This window comes from Neorhizobium sp. DAR64860/K0K1, assembly GCF_050500205.1.
Classification (GTDB): Bacteria; Pseudomonadota; Alphaproteobacteria; order Rhizobiales; family Rhizobiaceae; genus Neorhizobium; species Neorhizobium soli.
The window spans coordinates 1,471,999-1,496,752 of the sequence record NZ_CP191459.1; the positions used below are offsets into that span (position 1 = coordinate 1,471,999).

Consider the following 24,754-nt stretch of genomic DNA (forward strand, 5'->3'; position numbering starts at 1 on the left):
CCCGGCGATAAAAAGGGCTTAGCATGAGCGGCGTGAATGAAATCCGGTCGACGTTTCTCGACTATTTCCAAATGAACGGCCACGAGGTTGTGTCCTCGTCCCCGCTTGTGCCGCGCAATGACCCGACGCTGATGTTTACCAATGCCGGTATGGTGCAGTTCAAGAACGTCTTTACCGGTCTTGAAAAGCGCCCCTACACCACGGCGACCACCTCCCAGAAATGCGTGCGCGCCGGTGGCAAGCATAACGATCTCGACAATGTCGGTTACACCGCCCGCCATCTCACCTTCTTCGAGATGCTCGGCAACTTCTCGTTTGGTGACTACTTCAAGGAAAACGCGATCGAGCTTGCCTGGAAGCTGGTCACAGAAGGGTTCGATCTGCCCAAGCACCGGCTGCTGGTCACCGTCTATTCGGAAGACGAGGAAGCTGCGACGCTGTGGAAGAAGATCGCCGGCATTTCCGACGACAAGATCATCCGCATTCCCACTTCCGACAATTTCTGGCAGATGGGCGATACCGGCCCCTGCGGTCCATGCTCGGAAATCTTTATCGACCAGGGCGAAAATGTCTGGGGTGGACCTCCGGGCTCGCCTGAAGAAGACGGCGACCGCTTCCTGGAATTCTGGAACCTCGTCTTTATGCAGTACGAGCAGACGGCACCCGGCGAGCGTACGCTGCTGCCGCGCCCGTCGATCGATACCGGCATGGGTCTCGAGCGCATGGCCTGTGTCCTGCAGGGCAAGCAGAGTGTGTTCGACACCGATCTGTTCCAGACGCTGATCGGAACGATCGAGGATGTCCTGAGCGTGAAGGCCGAGGGCAGTGCCAGCCACCGCGTCATCGCCGACCATCTGCGTTCGTCCGCGTTCCTGATTGCCGACGGCGTCCTGCCATCCAACGAAGGCCGTGGTTACGTGCTTCGCCGCATCATGCGCCGCGCCATGCGCCATGCGCAGCTGCTCGGTGCCAAAGAACCTGTGATGTACAAGCTGCTGCCGACGCTGGTGCAGGAAATGGGCCGCGCCTATCCGGAACTGGTGCGCGCCGAGGCGCTGACCGCGGAAACGCTGAAGCTCGAGGAAACCCGCTTCCTCAAGACGCTCGAACGTGGTTTGTCGCTGCTTTCGGACGCGACCAGCACGCTCGACAAGGGCGACATGCTCGACGGCGAGACGGCGTTCAAGCTTTACGACACCTACGGTTTCCCGCTCGACCTGACGCAGGACGCGCTCCGCGCCCGCGAAATCGGCGTCGATCTCTCCGGCTTTACCGATGCGATGGAACGCCAGAAGGCGGAAGCCCGCTCGCATTGGGCAGGCTCCGGCGACAAGGCGACCGAAACCGTCTGGTTCGAAATCAAGGAAAAGTTCGGCGCCACCGAATTCCTCGGCTATGACACCGAGACTGCCGAAGGCGTCGTCCAGGCGATTGTCAAGGATGGCAAGGCCATCGACAGTGCCTCGAGCGGCGATGCCGTCCAAATCGTCGTGAGCCAGACGCCGTTCTACGGTGAATCCGGCGGCCAGATGGGCGATGCCGGTTTGATCTCGACCGACCACGCCAAGCTTGAAGTGACCGACGTCCAGAAGCGGGGCGAGGGGCTGTTTGTCCATATCGCAACCGTGACCGAGGGCACGTTGAAGGCTGGTGACGCGGTCATTCTCGCCGTCGATCACGCCCGCCGTTCGCGCCTGCGCTCGAACCATTCCGCCACGCATCTGCTGCATGAAGCCCTGCGCGAAGTGCTCGGCACCCATGTGGCGCAGAAGGGCTCGCTTGTCGCTCCTGAGCGTCTTCGTTTCGACGTGTCGCATCCAAAGCCGATGTCATCAGAAGAACTGCAGGTCGTCGAGGATATGGCCAACGCCATCATCCTGCAGAACGCACAGGTTACGACGCGCCTGATGAGCGTCGACGATGCGATTGCCGAAGGGGCAATGGCGCTGTTCGGCGAGAAATACGGCGATGAAGTTCGTGTCGTCTCGATGGGCAAGGCTGTCGATGGCCCGAAAGCCGGCAAGCCCTACTCGATCGAACTCTGCGGCGGCACGCATGTCAACGCGACGGGTGATATCGGCCTTGTGCGCATTCTCTCTGAAAGCGCCGTCGGCGCCGGTGTTCGCCGTGTCGAAGCGGTGACGGGGGATGCGGCGCGTGTCTATCTCGCCGAGCAGGATGAGCGCGTGAAGACCTTGTCCGGTGCGCTGAAGGTTCAGCCGACCGAACTCGTTTCTCGCGTCGAGGCGCTGATCGACGAGCGTCGCAAGCTTGAGAAGGAGTTGGCGGATGCCAAGCGCCGGCTCGCCATGGGTGGCGGACAGCAGGGTGGTTCTGCGGACGACATTCGTGATATCGCTGGCATCAAGTTCATGGGCAAGGCACTGGCCGGCATCGACGCGAAGGACCTGAAGGGGCTCGCGGACGAAGGCAAGGCCACGCTCGGTTCCGGCGTCGTGACCCTGATTGGCGTTTCTGAAGACGGCAAGGCAAGTGCGGTCGTGGCGGTGACGCCTGATCTTATCGGTCGCTTCAGTGCTGTCGATCTGGTGCGGATCGCCTCTGCAGCGCTCGGCGGCAAGGGCGGCGGCGGACGGCCGGATATGGCGCAGGCCGGTGGCCCTGACGGTGCCAAGGCCAATGAAGCGCTGGAAGCCGTGGCGGCAGCGCTCGGCGCCTGAGAGTTGGAATGATCGGGCGGCCACTGGCCGCCCGTTTCACATGAGGTTTGGACATGGGATTGAACGCAACAATACCGGATGAGATCGACGAGGTCGTGGATGGCCTCGTGCCGTCCCTATTCAGGGATGCGCCGAGTTCGGTCTCGTTCAACAAGTTGCGCAAGCGGCTGCTGCGGCAGGTTCGTCAGGCATTCGACGATTTCGGCATGCTGAAAGATCAGAAACGCTGGCTGGTCGGCCTGTCCGGCGGCAAGGACAGCTATTCGCTTCTCGCCATTCTGCTCGATCTGCAGTGGCGCGGCCTGCTTCCGGTCGAGCTGCTTGCCTGCAATCTCGATCAGGGACAGCCGAATTTCCCCAAACACGTCCTGCCTGATTATCTCACCTCGATCGGCGTCAAGCACCGGATCGAGTATCGCGATACCTATTCGATCGTGAAGGAAAAGGTGCCGGCGGGCGGAACCTACTGCGCGCTCTGTTCGCGGCTTCGGCGCGGCAATCTCTACCGGGTTGCCCGCGAAGAGGGTTGCGACGCTCTGGTTCTCGGGCACCACCGGGAGGATATTCTCGAAACCTTCTTCATGAACTTCTTTCACGGTGGACGGCTTGCCGGGATGCCGGCGAAGCTTCTGAACGACGAAGGCGACGTGATGGTGCTGCGGCCGCTCGCCTATTGCGCCGAGGACGATCTGGCGAAGTTTTCTGCTGCCATGGAATTCCCGATCATCCCGTGCGACCTCTGTGGCTCGCAGGACGGGCTGCAGCGCAATGCGATGAAGGCCATGCTTGCCGATATCGAGACACGCATGCCGGGCCGCAAGGACACGATGCTGCGGGCGCTGGCGCATGTGAACCCGTCGCATCTGCTTGACCCGAAACTGTTCGACTTCTCCGGCCTCAGCGCCAACCCCGCCGCCTGATCCCCAACAAGCTGCTCCCACCACTGCAGGATCACACACCATGACCATGCCGCTCGATACAGCCAAGCTTGCCGACATCCTGCGCCTTGCGGCGAAGGAAGAGATCCTGCCGCGATTCCGGCGGCTTGGAAGCGGCGACGTGCGTTCCAAAAGCGAGCCGTCGGATCTGGTGACCGAAGCGGACGAGGCAGCCGAGCGTCTGATCCGCCGCGAGCTTGAAGCGCTGGCGCCTGATGCTCTGTTTGTTGGCGAAGAATCGGTGGCCGCCGATCCGTCGCTTCTCGCCAAGCTTGGAGGCTCGGATTTCGCGATCGTCGTCGATCCTGTCGATGGCACGTTCAATTTCGCCTCCGGCATTCCTGCCTTCGGTGTCATGGCCTCTGTCGTCTGGAAAGGCGAAACGGTCGCCGGCATCATCTACGATCCGATGGGTGACGATTGGGTGATGGCGGAAAAGGGCGCAGGCGCCTTCCTGCGCCGTCCTGACGGCGATGCGGTGCGCCTTGCGGTCGCGGAAGCGACACCGATCGGCGACATGGTCGGAATGGCGTCACCCGGGTATTTCTTCGGCGAGGAGAGAGAGCGGCTGCTGGCCAATCTGGCGAAGGTGCGTTTCTTTGCCAACTATCGATGTGCCGCGCACGAGTATCGCACCTTTGCCGGCGGGCACGTGCAATACCTTCTCTACAACAAGCTCATGCCTTGGGATCATCTGGCGGGCACCCTGATTGCCACGGAGGCCGGCGGTTATGCGGCGCGCTTCGACGGATCCGAGTACCTGCCGAACCACGTGGATGGCGGGCTGCTGGTCGCGACCTGCAAGGACAGCTGGCAGATGCTGCGCCGCGAACTCATCGGCGACTGAGCCTTCAAGGGGTCGGTCCCAGTAGAGGGCGAAACGACACCGTAAGCCAACTCCGTTGTCCTCGTTGAACCCTCGTGTATTCTGGTGCCGGAGGGCGGCATGCGGAAGCATATCCAGGTTCTCGAACGAGCGGGGCTCGTTGTCACCGAGTAGATCGGACGGGTGAGAACCTGCAGGCTTGGGAAGCACGGACTTGAGGCGGAGGCCGAGTGCGTAGAGGCGCATCGAAAGCTTCTCGAGGCCCGCTTCGAAGCATTGAATGAACTCATCAGTACCATGCAACGGGAGGCAACCGATGAACCAGCAAGTTGACAGGACATCAGTGGAGCGCAGGGGCGATCGTGAATTGGTCGTCAGGAGGACATTCAATGCGCCGCCGAGCGCCGTTTTCAGGGCGTGGAGTGAGCCCGAGATGTTCCAGGCTTGGTGGGTTCCCAAATCGGTCCCTGGCCTCTCGCTCGTATCGTGCGACATGGACGTGCGTACCGGCGGCAAGTATCGGCTGGAATTCGGTGCTGGCGGCGATTCCGATACCATGGCCTTTCATGGCAAGTATCTCGAGGTCGTACCGAACGAGCGCATTGTCTGGACCAACGACGAGGGCGAAGAGGGCGCGGTCACGACCGTGAGCCTCAAGGACCAGGGCAGCACGACGCTGTTGCGTTTCCACGAGGTCTATCCGTCCAAGGAGGTGCTTGAGGAGGCCCTGCAGGGCTCGGCGGTCGCATTGCCCGAGCAGTTGAACCAGCTCGACGAATTGCTGACCAGCAAAGCTGAGTAGCGCTGTTGCGGAAACGCATCGGGGCACCGTATGCCTTAAGCGCGCTACACCCCCGAGCTTTTTCGCGGGTGGTGAAGGCAAAGCAGACCATTCCCGCGGCGCCGTTCTATGTCCGCAACGGACCGAAAGGCGTCTTCGACAGCTTTGCGCCAACAGCTGATGTCCTCGGCCATCGGTGACACCAACGACGCGGATCTCCCTGCCGACTTTTATGAACGTTCCTACACGTCGGGGAGACAGGTGAAATGCCCTTGGAAGGCTGGTAATACGACAGGCAGCAATACCGGAGGCAAGAGCAATGACCAGAGAAGAAATTCTTAGCTATTCCCAAGCGGTCTGCGACGGTCTTCGTGAGGACGACGATGGGGTGAGACGCGAGGTTCTCACCCATGCGGGAAGCCGGTGGTCGCTCGGCGTCATACACACGCTCGGCGTCTATGGCAGGCTTCGCCACGCAGACATCGGAAAACGAATGCACGGCGTAACGCAACGGATGCTCACGCGCACGCTACGCCAACTCGAAAGAGATGGTCTCGTCACGCGTCACGATCTCGTTGAGGTGCCGCCTCGGGTGGAATACGAACTGACCGAACTGGGAATGGGTCTTCTCATTCGCATGATCCCGTTGTGGACGTGGGTCGTGGAGAATTCCGAGCAGTTTCGAACGTCACGCGAGGATTTTGATGCCCGTCCGCCAGAAAAGCCCTCCTGGCAGACGTTTTAGCAATCGAGACATGCGCCCGCTCCGCTGGTGTCGGCGGCACGGTGTTCGACCTCGTAATGATATTGTTTCGGATCAACTCTCATTGGGAGCGCGGCTATACCGCGCTCCCGGTCTGTTATCTTCCATTGATCTGCATCTCAGAGGCTATGTCACTTGCCGCTCAGGTTCGCGTTGATCCAATCGGACACATCCGTCACCTTGATGCCTTCGCGCGCGTTGAATGTGCCTGCCTTGTCCCATGCCATTCCTCGCCCAATACCAAAGGCTGCCCGGTACTTGCGCATCATGTTTTGGGGGTCATTTGCCAGTTCTTCCATAAGGACGGGCACAGTCCATACGGACCGGCTGAAGGGCCGGTTCAAACCCGCCTCCAGCTTGTCGGCAAGCTCGCCATAGGTGACGGTGTCGCCCGCCAGGAAGACGATCTCGTTGCTGATGGTCGGCTCGTAGAAGACGATTTCAGCGGTGAGCACGCCGATGTCGTCGGGCGTCGTCAGCGTGACAGCGGTATCGGAGCTGCCAAGAGCGTTGACTGCGTTCTTTTCCAGATCAACGACGCCGAATTCCGGTTCGAAAAGATAACTCATGAACATGCCGGTGGAGATGATGACCCAGTCCGTCTTGCTCTGGGAGCGAAGGAGTTCGCGCACATCGAGTTGAGCGTCGAAGATATCCTGCGGACCGCCTCGACCAATTGCCTCGAAATCGACACCAAACTGCCAGGGGAAATAGCGCGGAATACCGGACTGTAACGCCGCCTTGGCCAACTTCATCGGTGTATCAATACCAGCCGCGTAGCCAGCGCAGCCAATCACGGTGTCGTACTGTGCAAACAGAGATGCGAGTTCATCGATTGAGCTATTGACCAGATCACCTGTGACGATCTCGATATCCAAGTCGCGGATTTCGGTGACGTCGCGCTGTTTGGCTATCGTGTCTGATTTGATGGTACTGGCGCGAAGCAAAACGCTTATCTTTGCGTCTTCAATGCCCTTGGCGCGACGGGCCAGATTGCGAAGGACGGGCATGCCGAGTTCCCCGGCCCCGAGCACGAGAATGTTTCGTGACTTCACATTGGAAACTGTCTGGTTCATCGATTTCAATCCTTCAAAACGCTACGTCACCGCTACTTGGCAAGGCGGAACGACGAAGGAAAGAAGGTACACGGATGATACTGCAGCAAAAAATAGAAGGACGATAATCCCGTTGTATTACCCTTCCGCACATACCGTCTGTCCGCTTCGGGCCGAAAGCTGACTCTCTCCGTTAGAGTGTCATTTCGCTCTCTACCGGAACCGACCCCTTCGAGACAAAGCGGATACGAAAAAGGCCGGATCGCTCCGGCCTTTTTTCGCGCTGACGTGATGGACCGTCAGGCCTTGTGGTTATGGGGCCGGAAGAGCTTTCCCTTTTCGCCGATCAGCACGAAGATCAGGCCGATGACCGAGACGGTAAAGAAGCCCGCCACCATCGGCGTCGCCGTGCCGTCGAAGGCCTGGCCGATGGATGCGCCGATGATTGCGCCGCCGACCGTGCCCATGAAGCCGAGAACGGAGGATGCGGTGCCAGCCACGTGGCCGAGGGGCTCCATTGCCAGCGAATTGAAGTTCGAGGCGATCAGGCCGAACAGGAACATGGCCATGGCGAAGAAGGCCAGGAACAGCAGGAAGGGCATCGGTTCGGATGACAGCAGCTGTACGCTTAGCCACAGGAAGGTGACCACGACGAAGCCGATGATGGCGGCGTGCGACAGCTTACGCATGCCGAGCCGGCCGACCCAGCGGGAGTTGAGGAAGGCCGAGATCGACATGAACAGAGCGACCGCAGCAAACGCCACCGGAAACCAGACGCCGAGCTGGTAGATGCCGACATAGACCTGCTGGGCCGAGTTGATGAAGCCGAACAGGGCGCCGAAGATGAACGTGCTCGCAAGCGTGTAGCAGAGCGCCATGCGGTTGGTGAGAACGATCAGGAAGCCGGCGACGATGGACTTTACCGTGAACGGGCGGACATCGGCCTGATCCAGCGTTTCGGGCAGCTTGCGGGCAACCCAGATCGTGACAATGATTGCGACGACGGCGATGAAGACGAAGATCAGGTGCCAGTCACCAAACAGCAGCACGAGCTGTCCCGTTCCGGGCGCGATGATCGGTACGATCATGAACACCATCATGATGAGAGACATGACTTCCGCCATGGCGCGACCGCCGAAGACGTCGCGGACTATCGAGACGGAGATGACGCGGGTCGCAGCCGAGCCGATGCCCTGGATAAAGCGCAGGATGAGCAGGCCCGCAAAGGAGGGGACGAAAACGACGGCGATCGCGGAGACGATGTAGATGCCGAGACCGATCAGAAGCGGCGTGCGTCGACCGAAACGGTCGGAGATCGGGCCATAGAAGAGCTGGGCGATGCCGAAGCCGAACAGATAGGCCGAGACGACATACTGTCGATGGTTCTCGTTCTCGACGCCGAGTGCTGCGCCGATCTGCTGTAGTCCGGGAAGCATGATATCGATGGCGAGGGCGTTGAGTGCCATCAGAGCGGCCATCATGGCAATGAATTGTGCCCTTCCCATGCCTTGCAGCTTTGGGACAACGGGATGTGAAGGATTTGTCACGGGGGATTTCCTAAAGAATGGGAAAGGCGCCGTGGGAGCGGCGCCTTCAAAATTTTGGAGAGTATATCAAGCCGGATCAGGCTGCGCGGACGGTAATGCCCTGTTCCTCGATATGGGTTTTGAGCTCGCCCGACTGGAACATTTCGCGGACGATATCGCATCCGCCAACGAACTCACCCTTGATGTAGAGCTGGGGGATCGTCGGCCAGTTGGAATAGTCCTTGATGCCCTGCCGGATTTCCGCGTCGGCAAGAACATTCACGCCCTTGTAGTCGAGCCCGAGGTAATCGAGGATCTGGACGACCTGGCCGGAGAAGCCGCACTGGGGGAACTGAGGCGTGCCCTTGAGGAAGAGAACGACATCGTTCGTCTTGATTTCGTTTGCGATGAAGTCGTGAATGCCGCTCATGATCTTTCCTTTCACACGCGGTTTCAAGGACCGCTGCGGTGTCTTGCCCCTTAAATAGCAAGGTGACCTTACTAATTCCAGCGCAATTCCGCTTGAAGTGTCAAACTGTTTACGCCTTCGCGCAACGCCACCAATGACGTGCCCCTTAGGGCTATCGGCTGCGTTGCTTGCTGCGGCTGGTGGCAGTGCGCCGGCGGCTCGTCTGCTTTTTCGCTGGCTTCGCAAGTTTTGATCGCGTTCTGGGCTTTTTGCCGGTGAACCTACCCGTGGTCGCGGACCGCGTGCTTCCCGATGCAGCGGCGCGGGTCTGACGCTTTTTGCGCTTGGAAGGCGTGCGCCCGTGCGACTTGCCCAGAAGCTGCCTGACGACATCGTCCACAACGCTGGTAACGATCTGCTTGATCAGGTCGGACATGGCGCCGGCAGCCTCGTTACTCGGCGGGGGCGGAGGTCTGAAGCGCCAGGGCATGCAGAACGCCGCCCATATTGCCCTTCAGCGCTTCGTAGACCATCTGGTGCTGCTGGACGCGGCTCTTGCCGCGGAACGCGTCTGCGACGACCTCGGCTGCGTAGTGATCACCGTCACCCGCCAGATCGCGGATCGTGACCTTGGCGCCGGGAATTCCGGCCTTGATCATGTCTTCGATATCGCCGGGACGCATGGGCATGGTGTCTTCCTCTTCTTCGGCCGCAAACTCATATCGCGGCATGCTTTGACCGAAAGACTGCCTGAAAGCAGTCTCCCGGTCAAAGAGGTAACAACCTCAAATACAGATTGCTAGAGGATTTGGATCGGTTGAAGTCACCCGACCCGTGCCTCATGCCATGAACGAGGGGAACCAGCTCTCGTGAGCGATGGTGAGATCCTCTACAGTGATGTCGACGATGTCATCGATGACGACGCGTTCGCCGGCGACCTTGCCGAGGCGGCGGAAGGGCACGGCTGAACCTTCGGCATTGGCCTGCAGGAAATTGGCGATGTCGGCCGGAACGGCGATCACGTAACGTGCCTGATCTTCCCCGAACAGGAGAGCATGCGACGGTCCGCGCTGTTCCGACAGGCTGACGGTCATGCCCTTTTCGGACGCCATCGCCATTTCGACGAGAGCCAGACCCAGGCCACCGGAGGAGATGTCGTGGCAGGCGCTGACATGGCCGTTGCGGATTGCCGAGCGGACGAAGTCACCGTTGCGGCGTTCGGCGGAAAGATCGACGGTGGGTGCTGGGCCTTCTGTCGAGCCGAGGATGTCGCGCAGGTAGATCGAGGAGCCGAGATGGCTACCATCGGTGCCGATCATGATCAGCACGTCGCCGTCGCCAGCGGAGCCGATCCTTGCCATCTTCTGCCAGTCGGGCAGCAGGCCGACGCCGGCGATCGTCGGGGTCGGCAGGATGGCGACGCCGTTGGTCTCGTTATAGAGCGACACGTTGCCGGAGACGATCGGGAAATCGAGGGCGAGGCACGCTTCGCCGATACCCTTGATGGCGCCGACGAGCTGGCCCATGATTTCAGGCTTTTCGGGATTGCCGAAATTGAGGTTGTCGGTGGCCGCGAGCGGCTCGGCGCCGGTTGCAACGATGTTGCGCCAGCATTCGGCCACAGCCTGCTTGCCACCTTCATACGGGTCCGCCTCGACATAACGCGGCGTGACATCAGACGAGAAGGCCAGCGCCTTGGTGGGATGGGTCTCGATGCGCACGACGCCGGCATCGCCGCCGGGGCGCTGCAGCGAATTGCCCTGGATCAGCGTGTCATACTGTTCCCAGACCCAGCGACGGCTGGACTGGTTGGCAGAGCCGACCAGCTTCAGAATGGCATCGTTGTAATCCGTCGGGGCTGCAACGTCTGCCGCCGGCAGATCAGGGCGCGGGTTGTGCTGGATCCAGGGACGGTCGTATTCCGGTGCCTCGTCACCCAGCTCCTTGATCGGCAGGTTGGCGACTTCCTCGCCCTGATGGATGACGCGGAAACGCAGGTCATCCGTGGTCTTGCCGACGATTGCGAAATCGAGGCCCCATTTGACGAAGATCGCCTTGGCGACTTCTTCCTTCGAAGGCTCCAGCACCATGAGCATCCGCTCCTGGCTTTCCGAGAGCATCATTTCGTAGGCGGTCATGCGCTCTTCGCGGACCGGGACCTGATCGAGCTGCAGCTCGATGCCGAGGCCGCCCTTGGCGCCCATTTCGACGGCCGAGCAGGTGAGGCCGGCGGCACCCATATCCTGAATGGCGATGACGGCGCCGGTCTTCATCAGTTCGAGGCAGGCTTCCAGCAGGCACTTTTCGGTAAAGGGGTCGCCGACCTGAACGGTCGGGCGCTTTTCCTCGATATCGGCGTCGAATTCGGCCGATGCCATCGTGGCGCCACCGACACCGTCGCGGCCGGTCTTCGCGCCGAGATAGACGACAGGCAGACCGACGCCCTTGGCTTCCGACAGGAAGATGCCGTCGGACTTAGCAAGACCGGCTGCGAAGGCGTTGACCAGAATGTTGCCATTGTAGCGTTCGTCGAACTCGACTTCGCCTCCGACCGTGGGCACGCCGAACGAGTTGCCGTAACCGCCGACGCCGGCAACGACGCCGGAGACGAGGTGTTTTGTCTTCGCGTGGTCAGGAGCGCCGAAACGCAGGGCGTTCATGGCCGCAATCGGCCGTGCACCCATGGTGAAGACGTCGCGCAGGATGCCGCCGACGCCCGTCGCCGCACCCTGGTAGGGCTCGATATAGGACGGATGATTGTGGCTCTCCATCTTGAAGACAACGACATCGCCATCATCGATGTCGACCACGCCGGCGTTCTCGCCAGGCCCCTGGATGACGCGCGGGCCCTTGGTGGGCAGCGTGCGCAGCCAGCGCTTGGATGACTTGTAGGAGCAGTGCTCGTTCCACATAGCCGAGAAGATACCGAGTTCGGTATAGGTCGGCTCGCGGCCGATCAGATCCAGGATCCGCTGATATTCGTCGGGCTTAAGGCCGTGGGATGCGACGAGTTCTGGCGTGATCGGGAAGCTGTTCGGAATGGTCATGATCTTCTCTATGTTGCGGAGCGAGATATGCGCCGCTCTTTAGCCTATGTCTTGACGAGGCGCGACAAGAAAATGCCGGCGCGCCACAGGCAAAAGCCGAGATCAGAACCGGTAACCTACCGTGAGACCCGCGCGGGTCAGACCATCGTTTGGTCCGTCGCAGAGATTGGCATGAGACGAATGGCCCGCCTGCGCCAAGAGCTGCCAGTTTCCGAGAAGTTTGACGCCTGCGGCGACATATTCGTGGAAGAGTGCGCGGCAGCCAAGCTGGGGGTCGTCGCCGCTGTCCAGGTTGCCGTCATGCACCGCGCCGCCGAAGCCTGCTTCCACGAAGACATTGCGCGTGACCGGCACTGTCCACGAGAAGCCTGCATAGACCTGGCTCGTTTCGCCCGTGGTGCTAAGTTCGCCGCCGACGTGAAGGCGTGGCCGCAGGACCTTCTCAACGCCCGTCGCCTGTTCACGACCGAACGGATCGGTGAGGAGCATTCCCGTCAGGAAGACGCCGTTTTCCTTGCGACCGCTGTCCAGGGAGGTGAGGACTCCAAAACGCGCGTCGTCGAACAGTTGTTCGGCAGCAACGATCGGTGTCGCGACCATGGACAGGAATGCCAAGGGTGCAGCGAGGGCGATCCGCGCCGGCAGTGTCAGGGAAATCGGCGGCAAACTACTCTCCTCGAATCGGCATTATGTTGCCGTTTGAGGAGAGAGTGGTCTGCGAAACTCGTACGGAGCTTACGCTATCGACAGAAGGCTTCTGACGGTCGAGATCAGCAGTTGGTGTTGCCAGCGGCCCAGCGTTGCACATCGGCGTTGACGCGGCCCGACACAGGCTCGCTCATCAGCGGGCCGAAGGTGGAAAGCTTGGCAGGTCTGCCCTCCGCCTGCACCACGAGAAGCGGACGGATATCGGACGAGCCCTTGCGTGTCAGAAGAAAGCGTGGACGACCGGAGAAGGACGTCAGTTCCGGCGCGAACGCGTAGGACTTGAAGGCCGGGTCGCCCGACCGGAACCAGCAGCGATTGGCGCCAACGGCAACCTTTTCCATCACGTCGAGCGCCGATGCGCTGCTGACCGCTTTGACGGGTGGTTTCGACTGGCAGGACGCGAGCGCGGTCCCGAGAGCGACAAGAGAAATGGCAGTCATAGTACGGTAAGAGATCTGCATGTCGTTCCCGGAGGGTTATGGTATTGTCTGCTACGGAGACCTGAGACAGGTCAGGCAGCGATCACGTCGAGCGCCGAGGCAAAAAGGCCGCGACCGTCACTGCCGCCATGCGCGGCTTCGATCAGGTTTTCCGGGTGCGGCATCATGCCGAGAACGTTGCCGCGCGCGTTGATGACGCCAGCGATATCGCTCAACGAACCGTTGGGGTTGGTGCCTTCCGCATAGCGGAACACGACCTGGCCCTTGTCTTCCATGGAAGCGAGCGTGTCTGCGTCGACGAAGTAGTTGCCATCGTGGTGGGCGACCGGGCAGCGGATGATCTGGCCCTTGCCATAGGCGCGGGTGAAGTCCGTTTCGGCATTCACCACTTCGAGCTTCACGTCCTTGCACACGAACTTCAGCGACGTATTGCGCATCAGTGCACCCGGCAGCATGCCCGCTTCGACCAGGATCTGGAAGCCATTGCAGACGCCCATGACCTTCACGCCCTGTTCTGCCTTCTGCTTGATAGCCTGCATGACCGGCATACGGGCAGCAATCGCGCCACAGCGCAGATAGTCGCCGTAGGAGAAACCGCCGGGAATGACGATCAGGTCGATATCATCAGGGATCTCAGTTTCCGTCTGCCAGATGGTGACGGGCGCCTGGCCGGAGATCTTGGTGAGGGCGGCGATCATGTCGCGGTCGCGATTGAGGCCGGGAAGCTGGACAACGGCGGACTTCATGGGTGCGGTTCAAACCTTGCCTTGGCCTCAGACAGCTCGCGCAACTCGAGGCGGTTTTCGATACGGTCGAGACGCGATTCATGCCGCGTCAAGGTCGTGTAGACGTTATGGATGTCATGCTGCACCGCGACCATCGTCCCGCGCATGGCATTCATCTCGGAGCGAAGCTCGCTCAACGAAGCATCGACTTTGTCGAACCGGGCGTTGAGCTTCTTCAGCAGTTCGTACATGAGTTCATTCGTGACGTCAGCCATCACATACTCCGCAACCGTCAGTCGATTGCGATAGTATAGTTCTCGATTACCGTGTTAGCCAGAAGCTTTTCGCACATCGACTTCAGGTCTGCTTCGGCTTTTACCTTGTCGGTGCCCTCAAGGGAAAGGTCGAACACCTTGCCCTGACGAACATGGCCGACGCCTTCAAAGCCTAAGCTTCCGAGCGCGCCTTCGATGGCCTTGCCCTGCGGGTCTAGAACGCCGTTCTTGAGCGTAACGGTCACGCGTGCCTTGATCACTGAATATCCCCCGAATTACTTGACAAGAACCGGGCCGGTCCCGCGGAGCGGCTCGTTTTCATTGATGATGCCGAGACGGCGGGCCACCTCGGAATAGGCTTCGACCAGACCGCCGAGATCGCGGCGGAACCGATCCTTGTCCATCTTTTCCTTCGTCTCAATATCCCAGAGACGGCAGCTGTCGGGCGAGATCTCGTCAGCCAGGATGATGCGCATCATGTCGCCTTCGAAAAGGCGGCCGCATTCGATCTTGAAATCGACGAGCTGGATGCCGACACCGAGGAAAAGGCCGGACAGGAAGTCGTTGACGCGGATGGCGAGCGCCATGACATCATCGAGCTCGGCCGGGTTTGCCCAACCGAAGGCGGTGATGTGCTCTTCGGACACCATCGGATCGGCAAGCTGATCGGACTTGTAGTAGAATTCGATGATCGAGCGGGGAAGAACGGTGCCTTCCTCGATGCCCAGACGTTCCGAAAGCGAGCCGGCGGCGACGTTGCGCACGACGATCTCGAGCGGGATCATCTCCACTTCCTTGATCAGCTGCTCGCGCATGTTCAGCCGGCGGATGAAGTGCGTGGGAATGCCGATCTTGTTCAGGTGCGTGAAGAGATATTCGGAAATGCGGTTGTTCAAAACGCCCTTGCCGTCGATCACACCGTGCTTTTTCTTGTTGAAGGCTGTGGCATCGTCCTTGAAGAACTGGATCAGTGTGCCTGGCTCCGGGCCTTCGTAAAGGATCTTTGCCTTGCCTTCGTAAATACGGCGGCGACGGTTCATGATTGTTTTCTCGTTGTTGGCACCCGGGGCAGGCGCAATGGATCGTGTTTGTGGGGTCCATATCGGAAAAGATCGCATTTCACAATGCGGGGACCTTCCGTCCGGTTTTCATCCCGATGAAAAAAGCTATGCCGGCTCCCTCTACCGCATATGCCGCAGACGACTCAGTCGTGTACCGCGGCAGCGCTCCAGCCTAGCAGGAAAAATGCGTCTTGATTCCGGCGTGACCGCCGAGGTCAGGGCTTCAGTTTGCCGAGGAACTGGGCAAACACCATCGTACCCTCCGGCCATGGACCATGCCCCGATTCTTCGTTGATATGCCCGGACTCCCCCGCATCGACCAGTACCGATCCCCAGGACGCGGCGATATCGTCGGCGTGATCGTAAGAGCCGAAAGGATCGTTGCGGCTGGCGACGGTCAAGGTCGGAAACGGCAGTGGATCGCGCGGGTAGGGTCCGAACGTCATCAGGTGCTTGGGTCTGATCTTCGGATTGGCCACCTCGGGCGGTGCGACCAGAAACGCGCCGGCGACCTTCTTCTTGAAAAGAGGAATCGCGTGGATGGCTGTTGCCACGCCCAGCGAGTGGGCGACGAGCACAACGGGTCGCGTCGAAGCATTCACTTCGTCCGCGAGCCGCTGGACCCAGTCGTCTTTGACCGGCTTTGCCCATTCCGATTGCTCGACCCGGCGGGCGGTGGCGAGTTTAGACTCCCATCGCGTCTGCCAGTGGCCTGGGCCGGAATTGGTGTAACCCGGTATGATGAGGATATCGGCTTCGGATGCTTTCATGCCGCTTATCTGTGTTTGCGTGATTTCAATATCAAGTTGCTGGTATCAGGCTTCGCCAAAGACCCGGGTAAAGATCGTGTCGACATGCTTGGTGTGGTAGCCGAGGTCGAACTTCTCACGGATCTCTTCCTCGGAAAGGGCGGCCCGGACTTCCTGATCGGCCAGCAGCTCTTCGAGGAAGTCCTTGCCTTCCTCCCAGACCTTCATGGCGTTGCGCTGAACGAGGCGATACGCATCCTCGCGCGACGTGCCTGCCTGCGTAAGCGCCAGAAGGACGCGCTGGCTCATGACCAGACCCTTGAACTTGTTCATGTTCTTCAGCATGTTCTCTGGGTAGATCACCAGCTTTTCGATGACGCCGGCGAGACGGTTGAGGGCGAAGTCGAGGGTGACGGTCGTATCAGGGCCGATGGCGCGTTCGACGCTCGAGTGACTGATGTCACGCTCGTGCCAGAGAGCAACGTTTTCCATCGCCGGAACCACCGACATGCGCACAAGGCGGGCAAGACCGGTCAGGTTCTCGGTCAGAACAGGATTGCGCTTGTGCGGCATGGCCGACGAGCCCTTCTGGCCGGGCGAGAAGAATTCTTCCGCTTCCAGAACTTCCGTGCGCTGCATGTGGCGGATTTCGATCGCGACGTTTTCGATCGACGAGGCGATGACGCCGAGGACCGCGAAATACATCGCATGACGGTCACGCGGGATGACCTGCGTGGAAACCGGTTCTGCCTTCAGGCCGAGCGCTGCTGCGACATGCTCCTCGACGCGGGGATCGATGTTGGCAAACGTGCCGACGGCGCCAGAGATTGCGCAGGTGGCAACTTCTTCGCGGGCTTCGAGCAGACGGGTCTTGTTGCGGTACATTTCCGCATAAAAGCGGGCGAAGGTCAGGCCCATCGTGGTGGGCTCGGCATGGATGCCGTGGCTGCGGCCGATGCGGACCGTATCCTTGTGCTCGAAGGCACGGGTTTTGAGCGCTTCAAGAACGCGATCGATGCCGGCGATCAGGATGTCGGTCGCCCGCACGAGTTGAATATTGAAACAGGTGTCGAGGACGTCCGAGGATGTCATGCCCTGGTGGATGAACCGGCTGTCCGGGCCGACGAATTCGGCAAGGTGGGTGAGGAAGGCGATGACGTCATGCTTGGTGACGGCTTCGATCTCGTCGATGCGCGCGACATCGAATGTTGCGCTGCCGCCTTTTTCCCAGATCGTCTCGGCCGCCGACTTCGGGATCACGCCGATCGCGGCAAGCGCGTCGCAGGCATGGGCCTCGATTTCGAACCAGATGCGGAACTTCGTCTCTGGCGACCAGATGGCGACCATCTCGGGCCGGGAATAGCGAGGGATCATGAGCGTGCGGCTTTCCTGTCAAGTGTTGCCCAGCCTGTAGCAACAAGCGGGCCAAAGCTCAATAACTTCGGGTTTGTTTGCAGGAAAGAGGGCGCCGGATGGTTAGCGCGCGCTGCTTGCCGCTGTTCTCAGTGCTTCGATATTGCCGCGATAGGCGTCGATGCCGTCACCCTTGTAGATGGCGGAGCCGGCAACGAAGACGTTTGCGCCGGCAGCGCTCGCAGCGCCGATCGTGTCTGCAGTAATGCCGCCGTCGACTTCGATCTCGATCGGGCGGTCACCGATCAGGGACTTCGTCGCACGGATCTTGTCGAGCATGGCGGGGACGAATTTCTGGCCGCCAAAGCCTGGATTGACGCTCATGATGAGGATCAGATCGACGTCATCGAGCACGTTTTCGAGCGCCGACAGCGACGTTGCCGGGTTGAGCGTCACACCGACCTTCTTGCCGAGGCTGCGGATCGTCTGCAGGGAGCGATGCAGGTGAGGGCCCGATTCAGCGTGCACGGTAATGCTGTCGCAGCCAGCCTTGGCGAAGGCCTCAAGAAAGGGGTCGGCCGGTGCAATCATCAGATGGCAGTCGAAGAACGCATCCGTATGCGGTCGCAGCGACTTGATGACGTCAGGTCCGAATGAGATGTTGGGGACGAAATGACCATCCATGACGTCGAGATGCACCCAGTCGGCGCCGGCCTGCACGACGTCGATGACTTCCTGGCCAAGCTTGGAGAAATCGGCGGCAAGAATGGACGGGGCGATGCGGATCGGCAGGGTCATGGGATGGGTCTCCGGTTTGAGGGAGGCTTTATCATCCCGTGGCGACAGGAACAATCGCCTGGCCAGACCATCAGTCGGTGGCGGGCCCGATCTCCACAAAGTCCGTACCTTGCCACTCCACTAGGCGGAACGGGTTCTGCTTCAACTCGTGGTCCGGGCCGAAGGCGACGGGACCGATCGCAGTCGTGAAGGAGCCTGCCGCAAGAGTGTCGGTCAGGGAACGACCATTGGACGTCTCGGTCACCGCCCGGTGAACAAGTTCCGTTGCCGCATAAGCGGGCAGAACGTAGCCTTCCGGCTCGACATTGCCTGCGCGAAGTTGCGTGACGGCGGTGGAAGCTTCAGGCGCAACTGCGTAATCCGGAAGGGCTGCCGCGAGCACGCCGTTGGCAAGGCCAACAGGACGGTTTGCGGCACGCAGCGCATCTCCGCCCATGACTGTCAGGGAAACGCGTTCGGCTGCAGCGTCGCGAACGATGATGGCGGTATCGTTTCGGTCGCCACCAATAAAGACATGAGTCGCGCCGGCCTTTGCCAGGCGGCGGACGAGAGCAATCTGTTGCTCCTGGCCTGGCCTGAACACGTCGGTGAACGCGGGGCGGATGCCTGACGGTTCCAGCTTCTGGCGCACGGCGCTTGAGAGCTCGCGGCCATAGATCGTACCGTCATCGATGAATGCGATCGGCTCGGCTTTCCAGCGGGATAGGATGGCAGATGCAACAGCATCCGCTTCGGCGGTTTCGGTTGGTGCCAGACGGAAGAACGGCCAGCCGTTGCGAAGTGCATCCTCCATCAGGATCTTCGACCGCACCGAGACCGAAACGGCTGGAATAGCGGCGGCCTTCAGAGCGGGCAGTGCTGTCGTCAGCGTTTCCACGCAGAGGAAGCCGATGGCCGCGCTGGCCTTTGCATCCGTCAGAGACTTCGATACCGCGAGCCCGCCATTCTCGTCACAGCTCTCGTCCAGCTCCACCAGCGTATCGCCATTGGCCTCGGCCGCCGCACGGGCGCCTTGGTAGATCTGGGCTCCGAGGAGGGCGTATGGACCCGATTTCGGTGCGACCACGCCGATGATCGCAGCCGATGCAGACGGAGCAGCGAGGAATGAGGCAAACAGGCCGGCTGATATCAAAGTGCGAATGTCCATGCCTTCCCTTAACTCATTGCGGCTTGCGTTCCAGCACATTTAGCTTTCCCATCCGACCGGTCAAAGAGAATCGCGTCACGACGATAAAAACTGCGCGCAGACGTGGAAAAGCGCGGGTGAGGCTTCCATATCGTCACGACGCGCCGATGCGTGTTTCGAAAATTGCCGTCTGAAAGGCACCGATGACCGTCACATCCAGTCTTGATCCACTCGTCACCGCCCAGAATTGGGCCGAAAGCGGCCGCGACGTGGCGATCGCAACCGTCGTCGAGACCTGGGGATCTGCACCACGTCCGATCGGAAGCCATCTCGCGATCGATGGCGAGGGAAATTTCGTCGGCTCCGTTTCGGGCGGCTGCGTCGAGGGTGCGGTGATTACGGAGGCGATCGAGGTGATTTCGTCAGGCACGCCGAAGATGCTGGAATTCGGCGTTGCCGATGAGACGGCATGGCAAGTCGGGCTCTCCTGCGGCGGCAAGATCCGCGTCTATGTGGAAAGGCTCGGCCGATGAAGTTCGATGATCTCGCGCGTCTCAACGGCGCCCGGCAGGAAAGACGGGCCTCGGCGACAATAACCGACCTTGCGTCGGGCGAAATTTCTCTTGTTTCCGAGGAAACGGTTCCGGAGGGTCCGCTTGGTGCCGCCATCGCGGACGCGATGCGCAGCGGCAAGGCCACGAGCGTCGAAATCGACAACCGCATTCTGTTCATCAATGTCTATCTGCCGCCGCCAAGGATCGTCGTGATTGGTGCGGTTCATATCAGCCAGGCGCTCGCCCGTCTGGCGCCGGTGGCGGGCTACGACCTCACGATCATCGATCCGCGGACGGCCTTTGCAACCGAAGAACGGTTCGGTGATGTCGATGTCATCGCGGAGTGGCCCGAAGACGTGCTGAGAGAGCGACCGTTCGATAGCTATACGGCTGTCGCGGCCCTGACGCATGATCCGAAGATCGATGATTTTCCCTTGTCGCAGGCGCTGAAGGCGGGCTGTTTTTACGTTGGCGCGCTCGGTAGCCGCAAAACTCATGCGAAGCGCGCTGATCGACTGAAGGATATGGGACATTCCGAGGAGGAGATTGCCCGGATTTCAGCGCCGATCGGTCTCGACATCGGTGCTGCGAACCCGGCCGAGATTGCGCTTGCCACACTTGCCGACATCGTCAGGTCGTTGCGCCGGCGCGACCTCCTTACGCAGGGTTAGGGAATGAAATACGCCAGCTTCCCGTTGCGTGAGGCCGAAAACATAGTGCTTGCCCATTCAATCCGGTTTGAAGGTCAGCGCGGACGACTGCGCAAGGGTCACCGGCTAGCGCCTGATGACATCGAGCGTCTTCGCGAAGAGGGTATCGCTTCCGTCATAGGCGTGCGGCTAGATGCAGGAGACGTTCTTGAAGACAAAGCGGCGGGAATGCTGGCCGCCGCAATCGCACCTGATCACCTCACGTTTTCGGAGCCAGCAACGGGACGTGTCAACGTTTATGCGGCAACGGCCGGTCTGTTCGTCGCCAACACGCACGTCGTCAACGCGCTCAACGGCGTGGACCCGTCGATCACGCTTGCCTGTCTCAAGGATCGCGTATCGGTCAAGGCAGGCGACATGGTCGCAACGTTCAAGATCATTCCGCTCGCTGTCGATGGCGATTGTCTCGGGAAGGCTGTGGCGCTGCTTGGGGCTTCTACACCGTTTGAGGTCAAACCGTTCGAGGCTCATGCTGTCACGTTGATTGCAACGGAGCTTCCGACGCTGAAGACGTCGGTGATGGATCGAACGGCGAAGCTCATCGAGCAGCGGCTTGCACTTTCGGGCAGCACACTGGTGCGCGAGATCCGTATTCCGCATACGCACGACGCCCTGACCGCCGCACTGCAGGCGCTTGATCTTGGGAACTGTCGCGAGCCTTCGCTGGTGATCGTGTTTGGTGCGTCCGCCGTTGCCGATGAAGAGGACGTCATTCCGGCTGCGATCCGAGCCGGTGGCGGTGAGGTGATCCGCGTCGGCATGCCGGTCGATCCCGGCAATCTTCTTGTTTACGGCCATATTGGTGGTGTCACGGTACTGGGAGCCCCCGGTTGTGCACGGTCTCCGAAGGAAAACGGTTTTGACTGGATGCTCCACCGGCTGCTTGCCGGTGAAAGACCGACATCGGACGATATTGCCGCACTGGGTGTGGGAGGACTTTTGATGGAGATCCCGACAAGGCCTGCGCCGCGGGACCGCAGCGAGAGCAAGGACGATGTCTCGCTTTCGGTTGCGGCTGTCCTGTTGGCCGCCGGTCAGGCCAGGCGCATGGGCGAAAGTGGCCTTCACAAGCTGCTTGCTGAGTTTGACGGTGTGCCGCTCGTGCGCCGCTCCGCCGAGATGCTGTTGGCCTCGAAGGCCACACCCGTGGTCGTTGTCACCGGTCACCGGCAGCAGGATATTGCGGCCGAGCTTTCATCGCTCGACGTCCGTCTCCAAGACAACCCCTCCCATGAAGCGGGGATGGCGAGCTCTCTGATTGCCGGATTCAAGCGGCCGGATGTCGCGGCAGCAGATGGCGTCCTCGTCATGCTGGCAGATATGCCGGGCGTGACCGTCAGCCATATCGATGCCTTGCTCGGTGCCTTTGGGGACGCCGGTGGCGAGGCGATCGTGCGCGCAGTCTCCAACGGCAAGCGCGGCAATCCGGTTATTCTGCCGCGCGCCACCTATGATGCTGTACGGAACCTGCAGGGCGATGTCGGCGCAAGGGCGATTATCGAAACCTCCGGTCTTCCGGTGATCGATGTCGATATCGGTCCGGCAGCCCATCTTGATGTGGATACGCCCGAAGCGGTCATGGCTGCAGGTGGCGTTCTGAGGACGTAACGATGGATAATATTGCGATCGAAGAGATGTTCGAAGGTCTCGGGCCCGTCAGCATCCGTCGGATGTTCGGCGGCAAGGGCATCTACCATCAGGGCCTCATCGTCGCGATCGAGCTGCGCGACGAACTGATGCTGAAAGCCGATGCCGTGAGCGCGCCTGAGTTCGCTTCTGCAGGCGCGCGGCAGTGGAGCTACGAAGGCAAGAAGGGCAAGTCCGTGATGATGCCTTACTGGACGGTACCGGGAGATGCGTTCGAGGACCCCGACCTCATGTCAAAGTGGACAAGACTGGCCTACGAGGCCGCAATCCGGAGTGAAATCGACAAGTAACCTATATTTTTGGCACGGCAAGATTTCGCGTATTGAATAGGCAACAAGTTTCGCGCTAAAATAGGCATCGTAATGGGGGATGCAGGCTTACCGAGCAGTCGGTGCGTTTCCATCTGACGTAAAATACAACGCTATTTCATCACGGGCAGCCGTTCCGGGAAACCGGGACGGCTTTTTGCGTTGCTGTTTTATCGACGTCCGCCGCGGGCTGGAAGTTGTGTGTTCAGATTTTGGAAAGATGTTCAAATGCGCGGATCGAGAAGACCGAGAGTGGCAGCGGCGGATCGGCAGGGTCAAACCATCCCAGATCCGAAAGCTTGTCCGGTTCGGTCAAGCGTGGCTCGCCGGAGAAATCGCGTGTGACGTAGATCATGGAGATCCAGTGTTGTGCGTCTTCCGGGAGGATCTGTTCAGTCGTGCAGAGAAACTCAACTTTGCCGATCGACAGGCCGGTTTCTTCCTCGGCCTCACGACGTGCCGCATCCGCGGACGGCTCCATCTTATCGACCTTGCCGCCGACGATGTTCCAGTAACCGGCTTCCGGCGCCTTCAGGCGACGGCAGAGGAGAACCCTCCCATCATCCCGCAAAATGACCAACCCGGCGCCGACGCCGGGAAAGTCTATGCCGGGTCTCAAGGACAAATTCAGACCTTGGCGTTGGCGACGATCAGCATGAATGCCGGAATGTCGTCACCGAAACCGACTGGTGTCGGGCCGTCATCGTGGTCGCGGTAGTGACGGCGACGCTCGCGGTTGTCGTCATTGGCAGGATTCGGAGCAGGGGCCGGGCGAGGAGCGCGTTGTGCGCCATTGTTCTGCGGCTTCCTGTCGGCGCTACGTTCGCGCTTTACGTCTTCTACCCTGGCTTCAATCATATTTTCCGTCTGGCTCCGATCATCCTGGCTCGTCGGTTCTGCAATCTTGACCGGAGCTTCTACGCTCCTGGTCTGCTCGGCGCGCTTGCCGCGACCGCGATCCTTGTCGCGCTCGCCACGCTTGCCGCCACGATCGCGACCCTGGCCGCGTTCCTGACCCTTGTCGCTGCTTTCCATCGGTGCCGGCAGGGCAGCGATGTCACCGTTCAGCCATTCGATCTTTTGAGTGATCAGCTTTTCGATGGCATCGAGATACTTAGCATCGGATTTTGTCACAAGCGTGAACGCACGACCGGACCGTCCTGCACGGCCGGTACGGCCGATGCGGTGGACATAGTCTTCCGCATGGATTGGAACGTCGAAGTTGAAGACGTGGCTGACGTCGGGAATATCGAGACCGCGCGCTGCGACGTCGGAGGCGACCAGAAGCGTGATCTGGTTGTCCTTGAAGCCTGCCAGCATGTTGGTACGCGAGCGCTGGTCCATGTCGCCATGGAGCGCGCCGACCGAGAAGCCGTGGCGCTCAAGCGAACGGAAGAGATCGGCGACATCCTTCTTGCGGTTGCAGAAGATGATCGCGTTCTTCAGGTCGTCCTGCGCGCGGATCAGGTCGCGAAGCGTTGCGCGCTTCTCGTAATCCTTGTTGTGGGCGGCGACCAGACGCTGCGTCACCGTCGTTGCTGTCGAAGAAGGCTTTGCCACTTCGATGCGTTCCGGGTTCTGCAGGAAGCGGTCGGCCAGCTTCTGGATTTCCGGCGGCATCGTTGCCGAGAAAAACAGCGTCTGACGCGTGAACGGGATCATCTTGGCGATCTTTTCGATATCCGGGATGAAGCCCATGTCCAGCATGCGGTCGGCTTCGTCGATCACGAGGATCTCGACGCCGGTCATCAGCAACTTGCCGCGCTCGCAGTGGTCGAGCAGGCGGCCTGGCGTGCAGATCAGCACATCGGCGCCGCGCTCAAGCTTGCGATCCTGTTCGTCGAACGACACGCCGCCGATCAGGAGAGCGACGTTCAGCTTGTGATTCTTGCCGTATTTTTCGAAGTTCTCGGCGACCTGTGCCGCGAGTTCGCGGGTCGGCTCGAGGATCAGCGTCCGTGGCATGCGGGCGCGGGCACGGCCTTTTTCCAGAAGTGTCAGCATCGGCAGCACGAAGGATGCCGTCTTGCCTGTTCCCGTCTGCGCGATGCCGCAAATATCGCGGCGCTGCAGGGCAAAGGGGATGGCACCAGCCTGGATCGGTGTCGGGATGGTGTAGCCCGAGTCGGTGACTGCAGAGAGTACTTTCTGGCTAAGGCCAAGATCAGCGAATGTGGTCAAAGGGAAATCTGTTTCCGTTGCAATTCGGGGAAGTGATCCGGTGCCGACGGTAACTGGCGTACGACAACTGGCCCGCGACATAGGACCAAAATG

At 60.4% G+C, this 24,754-nt stretch carries 27 protein-coding genes and 1 pseudogene; 10 read left to right on the top strand and 18 right to left on the bottom strand.

Going from position 1 to position 24,754, the window contains the following annotated elements; all coding sequences use genetic code 11:
• Positions 1-23 precede the first annotated feature (23 nt).
• The 6 genes and pseudogenes from alaS to ACQY1J_RS11735 all read left to right on the top strand — a co-directional run bounded on the left by alaS (position 24) and on the right by ACQY1J_RS11735 (position 5,971).
• Positions 24-2,681 (top strand): alanine--tRNA ligase, encoded by a 2,658-nt coding sequence (gene alaS / locus ACQY1J_RS11710; protein WP_430251551.1) that lies wholly within the window; start codon positions 24-26, stop codon positions 2,679-2,681.
• A 53-nt stretch (positions 2,682-2,734) separates the two neighbouring features.
• On the top strand, positions 2,735-3,601 hold the full coding sequence (gene ttcA / locus ACQY1J_RS11715; RefSeq protein WP_430251553.1) for a tRNA 2-thiocytidine(32) synthetase TtcA: 867 nt from the start codon (positions 2,735-2,737) through the stop codon (positions 3,599-3,601).
• A 40-nt stretch (positions 3,602-3,641) separates the two neighbouring features.
• Complete coding sequence (locus ACQY1J_RS11720) at positions 3,642-4,466, top strand: inositol monophosphatase family protein (RefSeq protein WP_430251555.1); 825 nt, start codon at positions 3,642-3,644, stop codon at positions 4,464-4,466.
• A gap of 96 nt (positions 4,467-4,562) precedes the next feature.
• A pseudogene (locus ACQY1J_RS11725) lies at positions 4,563-4,778 on the top strand (ArsR family transcriptional regulator); the annotation flags it as partial.
• Positions 4,762-5,247 (top strand): SRPBCC domain-containing protein, encoded by a 486-nt coding sequence (locus ACQY1J_RS11730; RefSeq protein ID WP_430251557.1) that lies wholly within the window; start codon positions 4,762-4,764, stop codon positions 5,245-5,247. The pseudogene ACQY1J_RS11725 and the gene ACQY1J_RS11730, both read left to right, overlap by 17 nt.
• Before the next feature lie 298 nt (positions 5,248-5,545).
• Positions 5,546-5,971 (top strand): winged helix-turn-helix transcriptional regulator, encoded by a 426-nt coding sequence (locus ACQY1J_RS11735; protein ID WP_062456648.1) that lies wholly within the window; start codon positions 5,546-5,548, stop codon positions 5,969-5,971.
• 149 nt (positions 5,972-6,120) lie between these two features.
• Here ACQY1J_RS11735 and ACQY1J_RS11740 read toward each other — a convergent pair whose 3' ends face one another.
• The 16 genes from ACQY1J_RS11740 to ACQY1J_RS11815 form a co-directional block, all read right to left on the bottom strand.
• Positions 6,121-7,065 carry an aromatic alcohol reductase gene (locus ACQY1J_RS11740; protein WP_430251011.1) on the bottom strand — a complete coding sequence of 315 codons (945 nt, stop codon included), beginning with the start codon at positions 7,063-7,065 and terminating at the stop codon, positions 6,121-6,123.
• 278 nt (positions 7,066-7,343) lie between these two features.
• Positions 7,344-8,549 carry a multidrug effflux MFS transporter gene (locus ACQY1J_RS11745; RefSeq protein ID WP_062456653.1) on the bottom strand — a complete coding sequence of 402 codons (1,206 nt, stop codon included), beginning with the start codon at positions 8,547-8,549 and terminating at the stop codon, positions 7,344-7,346.
• 118 nt (positions 8,550-8,667) lie between these two features.
• Complete coding sequence (gene grxD, locus ACQY1J_RS11750; protein WP_062456655.1) at positions 8,668-9,000, bottom strand: Grx4 family monothiol glutaredoxin; 333 nt, start codon at positions 8,998-9,000, stop codon at positions 8,668-8,670.
• A 151-nt stretch (positions 9,001-9,151) separates the two neighbouring features.
• A complete protein-coding gene (locus tag ACQY1J_RS11755) occupies positions 9,152-9,415 on the bottom strand; it encodes a hypothetical protein (protein WP_430251559.1) in 264 nt (87 codons plus the stop codon).
• A 16-nt stretch (positions 9,416-9,431) separates the two neighbouring features.
• Positions 9,432-9,668 carry a BolA family protein gene (locus ACQY1J_RS11760; RefSeq protein ID WP_062581431.1) on the bottom strand — a complete coding sequence of 79 codons (237 nt, stop codon included), beginning with the start codon at positions 9,666-9,668 and terminating at the stop codon, positions 9,432-9,434.
• A 150-nt stretch (positions 9,669-9,818) separates the two neighbouring features.
• Positions 9,819-12,026, bottom strand: a complete 2,208-nt coding sequence (gene purL, locus ACQY1J_RS11765; RefSeq protein WP_184653241.1) for a phosphoribosylformylglycinamidine synthase subunit PurL — start codon at positions 12,024-12,026, stop codon at positions 9,819-9,821.
• A 102-nt stretch (positions 12,027-12,128) separates the two neighbouring features.
• Complete coding sequence (locus ACQY1J_RS11770) at positions 12,129-12,626, bottom strand: acyloxyacyl hydrolase (protein ID WP_430243850.1); 498 nt, start codon at positions 12,624-12,626, stop codon at positions 12,129-12,131.
• A 170-nt stretch (positions 12,627-12,796) separates the two neighbouring features.
• Positions 12,797-13,174, bottom strand: coding sequence for a hypothetical protein (locus ACQY1J_RS11775; RefSeq protein ID WP_430251561.1), 378 nt, complete (start codon positions 13,172-13,174; stop codon positions 12,797-12,799).
• Positions 13,175-13,245: 71 nt separating this feature from the next.
• On the bottom strand, positions 13,246-13,920 hold the full coding sequence (gene purQ / locus ACQY1J_RS11780) for a phosphoribosylformylglycinamidine synthase subunit PurQ (protein WP_062456665.1): 675 nt from the start codon (positions 13,918-13,920) through the stop codon (positions 13,246-13,248).
• Positions 13,917-14,174 (bottom strand): hypothetical protein, encoded by a 258-nt coding sequence (locus ACQY1J_RS11785; protein WP_430251563.1) that lies wholly within the window; start codon positions 14,172-14,174, stop codon positions 13,917-13,919. Before ACQY1J_RS11785 ends, purQ begins: the two co-directional genes overlap by 4 nt.
• A 17-nt stretch (positions 14,175-14,191) precedes the next feature.
• Positions 14,192-14,434, bottom strand: coding sequence for a phosphoribosylformylglycinamidine synthase subunit PurS (purS, locus tag ACQY1J_RS11790; RefSeq protein ID WP_062456669.1), 243 nt, complete (start codon positions 14,432-14,434; stop codon positions 14,192-14,194).
• A 15-nt stretch (positions 14,435-14,449) separates the two neighbouring features.
• Complete coding sequence (purC, locus tag ACQY1J_RS11795) at positions 14,450-15,214, bottom strand: phosphoribosylaminoimidazolesuccinocarboxamide synthase (protein ID WP_062456672.1); 765 nt, start codon at positions 15,212-15,214, stop codon at positions 14,450-14,452.
• A gap of 236 nt (positions 15,215-15,450) precedes the next feature.
• Positions 15,451-16,005, bottom strand: coding sequence for an RBBP9/YdeN family alpha/beta hydrolase (locus tag ACQY1J_RS11800; RefSeq protein ID WP_113110563.1), 555 nt, complete (start codon positions 16,003-16,005; stop codon positions 15,451-15,453).
• 45 nt (positions 16,006-16,050) lie between these two features.
• The gene (gene purB / locus ACQY1J_RS11805; RefSeq protein WP_062456678.1) at positions 16,051-17,358 is read right to left on the bottom strand and encodes an adenylosuccinate lyase; all 1,308 of its coding nucleotides are present in this window, start codon (positions 17,356-17,358) and stop codon (positions 16,051-16,053) included.
• Positions 17,359-17,460: 102 nt separating this feature from the next.
• Entirely contained in the window at positions 17,461-18,135 is a 675-nt protein-coding gene (rpe, locus tag ACQY1J_RS11810) for a ribulose-phosphate 3-epimerase (RefSeq protein WP_430251566.1), read from the bottom strand.
• A 70-nt stretch (positions 18,136-18,205) separates the two neighbouring features.
• Positions 18,206-19,267, bottom strand: a complete 1,062-nt coding sequence (locus ACQY1J_RS11815) for a branched-chain amino acid ABC transporter substrate-binding protein (protein ID WP_430251930.1) — start codon at positions 19,265-19,267, stop codon at positions 18,206-18,208.
• Positions 19,268-19,464: 197 nt separating this feature from the next.
• Between ACQY1J_RS11815 and ACQY1J_RS11820 the strand changes: the two genes are divergently transcribed.
• From ACQY1J_RS11820 to ACQY1J_RS11835, 4 genes are read left to right on the top strand one after another with little or no spacing between them, the layout of a single operon-like run.
• A complete protein-coding gene (locus ACQY1J_RS11820; protein ID WP_062456684.1) occupies positions 19,465-19,794 on the top strand; it encodes an XdhC family protein in 330 nt (109 codons plus the stop codon).
• Entirely contained in the window at positions 19,791-20,486 is a 696-nt protein-coding gene (locus ACQY1J_RS11825) for an XdhC family protein (protein ID WP_174196614.1), read from the top strand. Before ACQY1J_RS11820 ends, ACQY1J_RS11825 begins: the two co-directional genes overlap by 4 nt.
• Before the next feature lie 3 nt (positions 20,487-20,489).
• Complete coding sequence (locus ACQY1J_RS11830) at positions 20,490-22,133, top strand: NTP transferase domain-containing protein (protein ID WP_430251568.1); 1,644 nt, start codon at positions 20,490-20,492, stop codon at positions 22,131-22,133.
• Between the two features lie 2 nt (positions 22,134-22,135).
• Positions 22,136-22,462, top strand: coding sequence for a TfoX/Sxy family protein (locus ACQY1J_RS11835; protein ID WP_062456693.1), 327 nt, complete (start codon positions 22,136-22,138; stop codon positions 22,460-22,462).
• Positions 22,463-22,685: 223 nt separating this feature from the next.
• Here ACQY1J_RS11835 and ACQY1J_RS11840 read toward each other — a convergent pair whose 3' ends face one another.
• Positions 22,686-23,111, bottom strand: a complete 426-nt coding sequence (locus ACQY1J_RS11840) for an NUDIX domain-containing protein (protein ID WP_174196837.1) — start codon at positions 23,109-23,111, stop codon at positions 22,686-22,688.
• Positions 23,108-24,661, bottom strand: a complete 1,554-nt coding sequence (locus ACQY1J_RS11845) for a DEAD/DEAH box helicase (protein WP_062456700.1) — start codon at positions 24,659-24,661, stop codon at positions 23,108-23,110. The genes ACQY1J_RS11840 and ACQY1J_RS11845 overlap by 4 nt, the downstream gene beginning before the upstream one ends.
• Positions 24,662-24,754: the final 93 nt, after the last annotated feature.

Excerpts from the sequence above, each read along its gene's own strand:
- alaS (WP_430251551.1), top strand. The coding sequence starts at position 24 with ATGAGCGGCGTGAATGAAATCCGGTCGACGTTTCTCGACTATTTCCAA.
- ttcA (WP_430251553.1), top strand. The coding sequence starts at position 2,735 with ATGGGATTGAACGCAACAATACCGGATGAGATCGACGAGGTCGTGGAT.
- ACQY1J_RS11720 (WP_430251555.1), top strand. The coding sequence starts at position 3,642 with ATGACCATGCCGCTCGATACAGCCAAGCTTGCCGACATCCTGCGCCTT.
- ACQY1J_RS11730 (WP_430251557.1), top strand. The coding sequence starts at position 4,762 with ATGAACCAGCAAGTTGACAGGACATCAGTGGAGCGCAGGGGCGATCGT.
- ACQY1J_RS11735 (WP_062456648.1), top strand. The coding sequence starts at position 5,546 with ATGACCAGAGAAGAAATTCTTAGCTATTCCCAAGCGGTCTGCGACGGT.
- ACQY1J_RS11740 (WP_430251011.1), bottom strand. The coding sequence starts at position 7,065 with ATGAACCAGACAGTTTCCAATGTGAAGTCACGAAACATTCTCGTGCTC.
- ACQY1J_RS11745 (WP_062456653.1), bottom strand. The coding sequence starts at position 8,549 with ATGGGAAGGGCACAATTCATTGCCATGATGGCCGCTCTGATGGCACTC.
- grxD (WP_062456655.1), bottom strand. The coding sequence starts at position 9,000 with ATGAGCGGCATTCACGACTTCATCGCAAACGAAATCAAGACGAACGAT.
- ACQY1J_RS11755 (WP_430251559.1), bottom strand. The coding sequence starts at position 9,415 with ATGTCCGACCTGATCAAGCAGATCGTTACCAGCGTTGTGGACGATGTC.
- ACQY1J_RS11760 (WP_062581431.1), bottom strand. The coding sequence starts at position 9,668 with ATGCCCATGCGTCCCGGCGATATCGAAGACATGATCAAGGCCGGAATT.
- purL (WP_184653241.1), bottom strand. The coding sequence starts at position 12,026 with ATGACCATTCCGAACAGCTTCCCGATCACGCCAGAACTCGTCGCATCC.
- ACQY1J_RS11770 (WP_430243850.1), bottom strand. The coding sequence starts at position 12,626 with ATGGTCGCGACACCGATCGTTGCTGCCGAACAACTGTTCGACGACGCG.
- ACQY1J_RS11775 (WP_430251561.1), bottom strand. The coding sequence starts at position 13,174 with ATGACTGCCATTTCTCTTGTCGCTCTCGGGACCGCGCTCGCGTCCTGC.
- purQ (WP_062456665.1), bottom strand. The coding sequence starts at position 13,920 with ATGAAGTCCGCCGTTGTCCAGCTTCCCGGCCTCAATCGCGACCGCGAC.
- ACQY1J_RS11785 (WP_430251563.1), bottom strand. The coding sequence starts at position 14,174 with ATGGCTGACGTCACGAATGAACTCATGTACGAACTGCTGAAGAAGCTC.
- purC (WP_062456672.1), bottom strand. The coding sequence starts at position 15,214 with ATGAACCGTCGCCGCCGTATTTACGAAGGCAAGGCAAAGATCCTTTAC.
- ACQY1J_RS11800 (WP_113110563.1), bottom strand. The coding sequence starts at position 16,005 with ATGAAAGCATCCGAAGCCGATATCCTCATCATACCGGGTTACACCAAT.
- purB (WP_062456678.1), bottom strand. The coding sequence starts at position 17,358 with ATGATCCCTCGCTATTCCCGGCCCGAGATGGTCGCCATCTGGTCGCCA.
- rpe (WP_430251566.1), bottom strand. The coding sequence starts at position 18,135 with ATGACCCTGCCGATCCGCATCGCCCCGTCCATTCTTGCCGCCGATTTC.
- ACQY1J_RS11820 (WP_062456684.1), top strand. The coding sequence starts at position 19,465 with ATGACCGTCACATCCAGTCTTGATCCACTCGTCACCGCCCAGAATTGG.
- ACQY1J_RS11825 (WP_174196614.1), top strand. The coding sequence starts at position 19,791 with ATGAAGTTCGATGATCTCGCGCGTCTCAACGGCGCCCGGCAGGAAAGA.
- ACQY1J_RS11830 (WP_430251568.1), top strand. The coding sequence starts at position 20,490 with ATGAAATACGCCAGCTTCCCGTTGCGTGAGGCCGAAAACATAGTGCTT.
- ACQY1J_RS11835 (WP_062456693.1), top strand. The coding sequence starts at position 22,136 with ATGGATAATATTGCGATCGAAGAGATGTTCGAAGGTCTCGGGCCCGTC.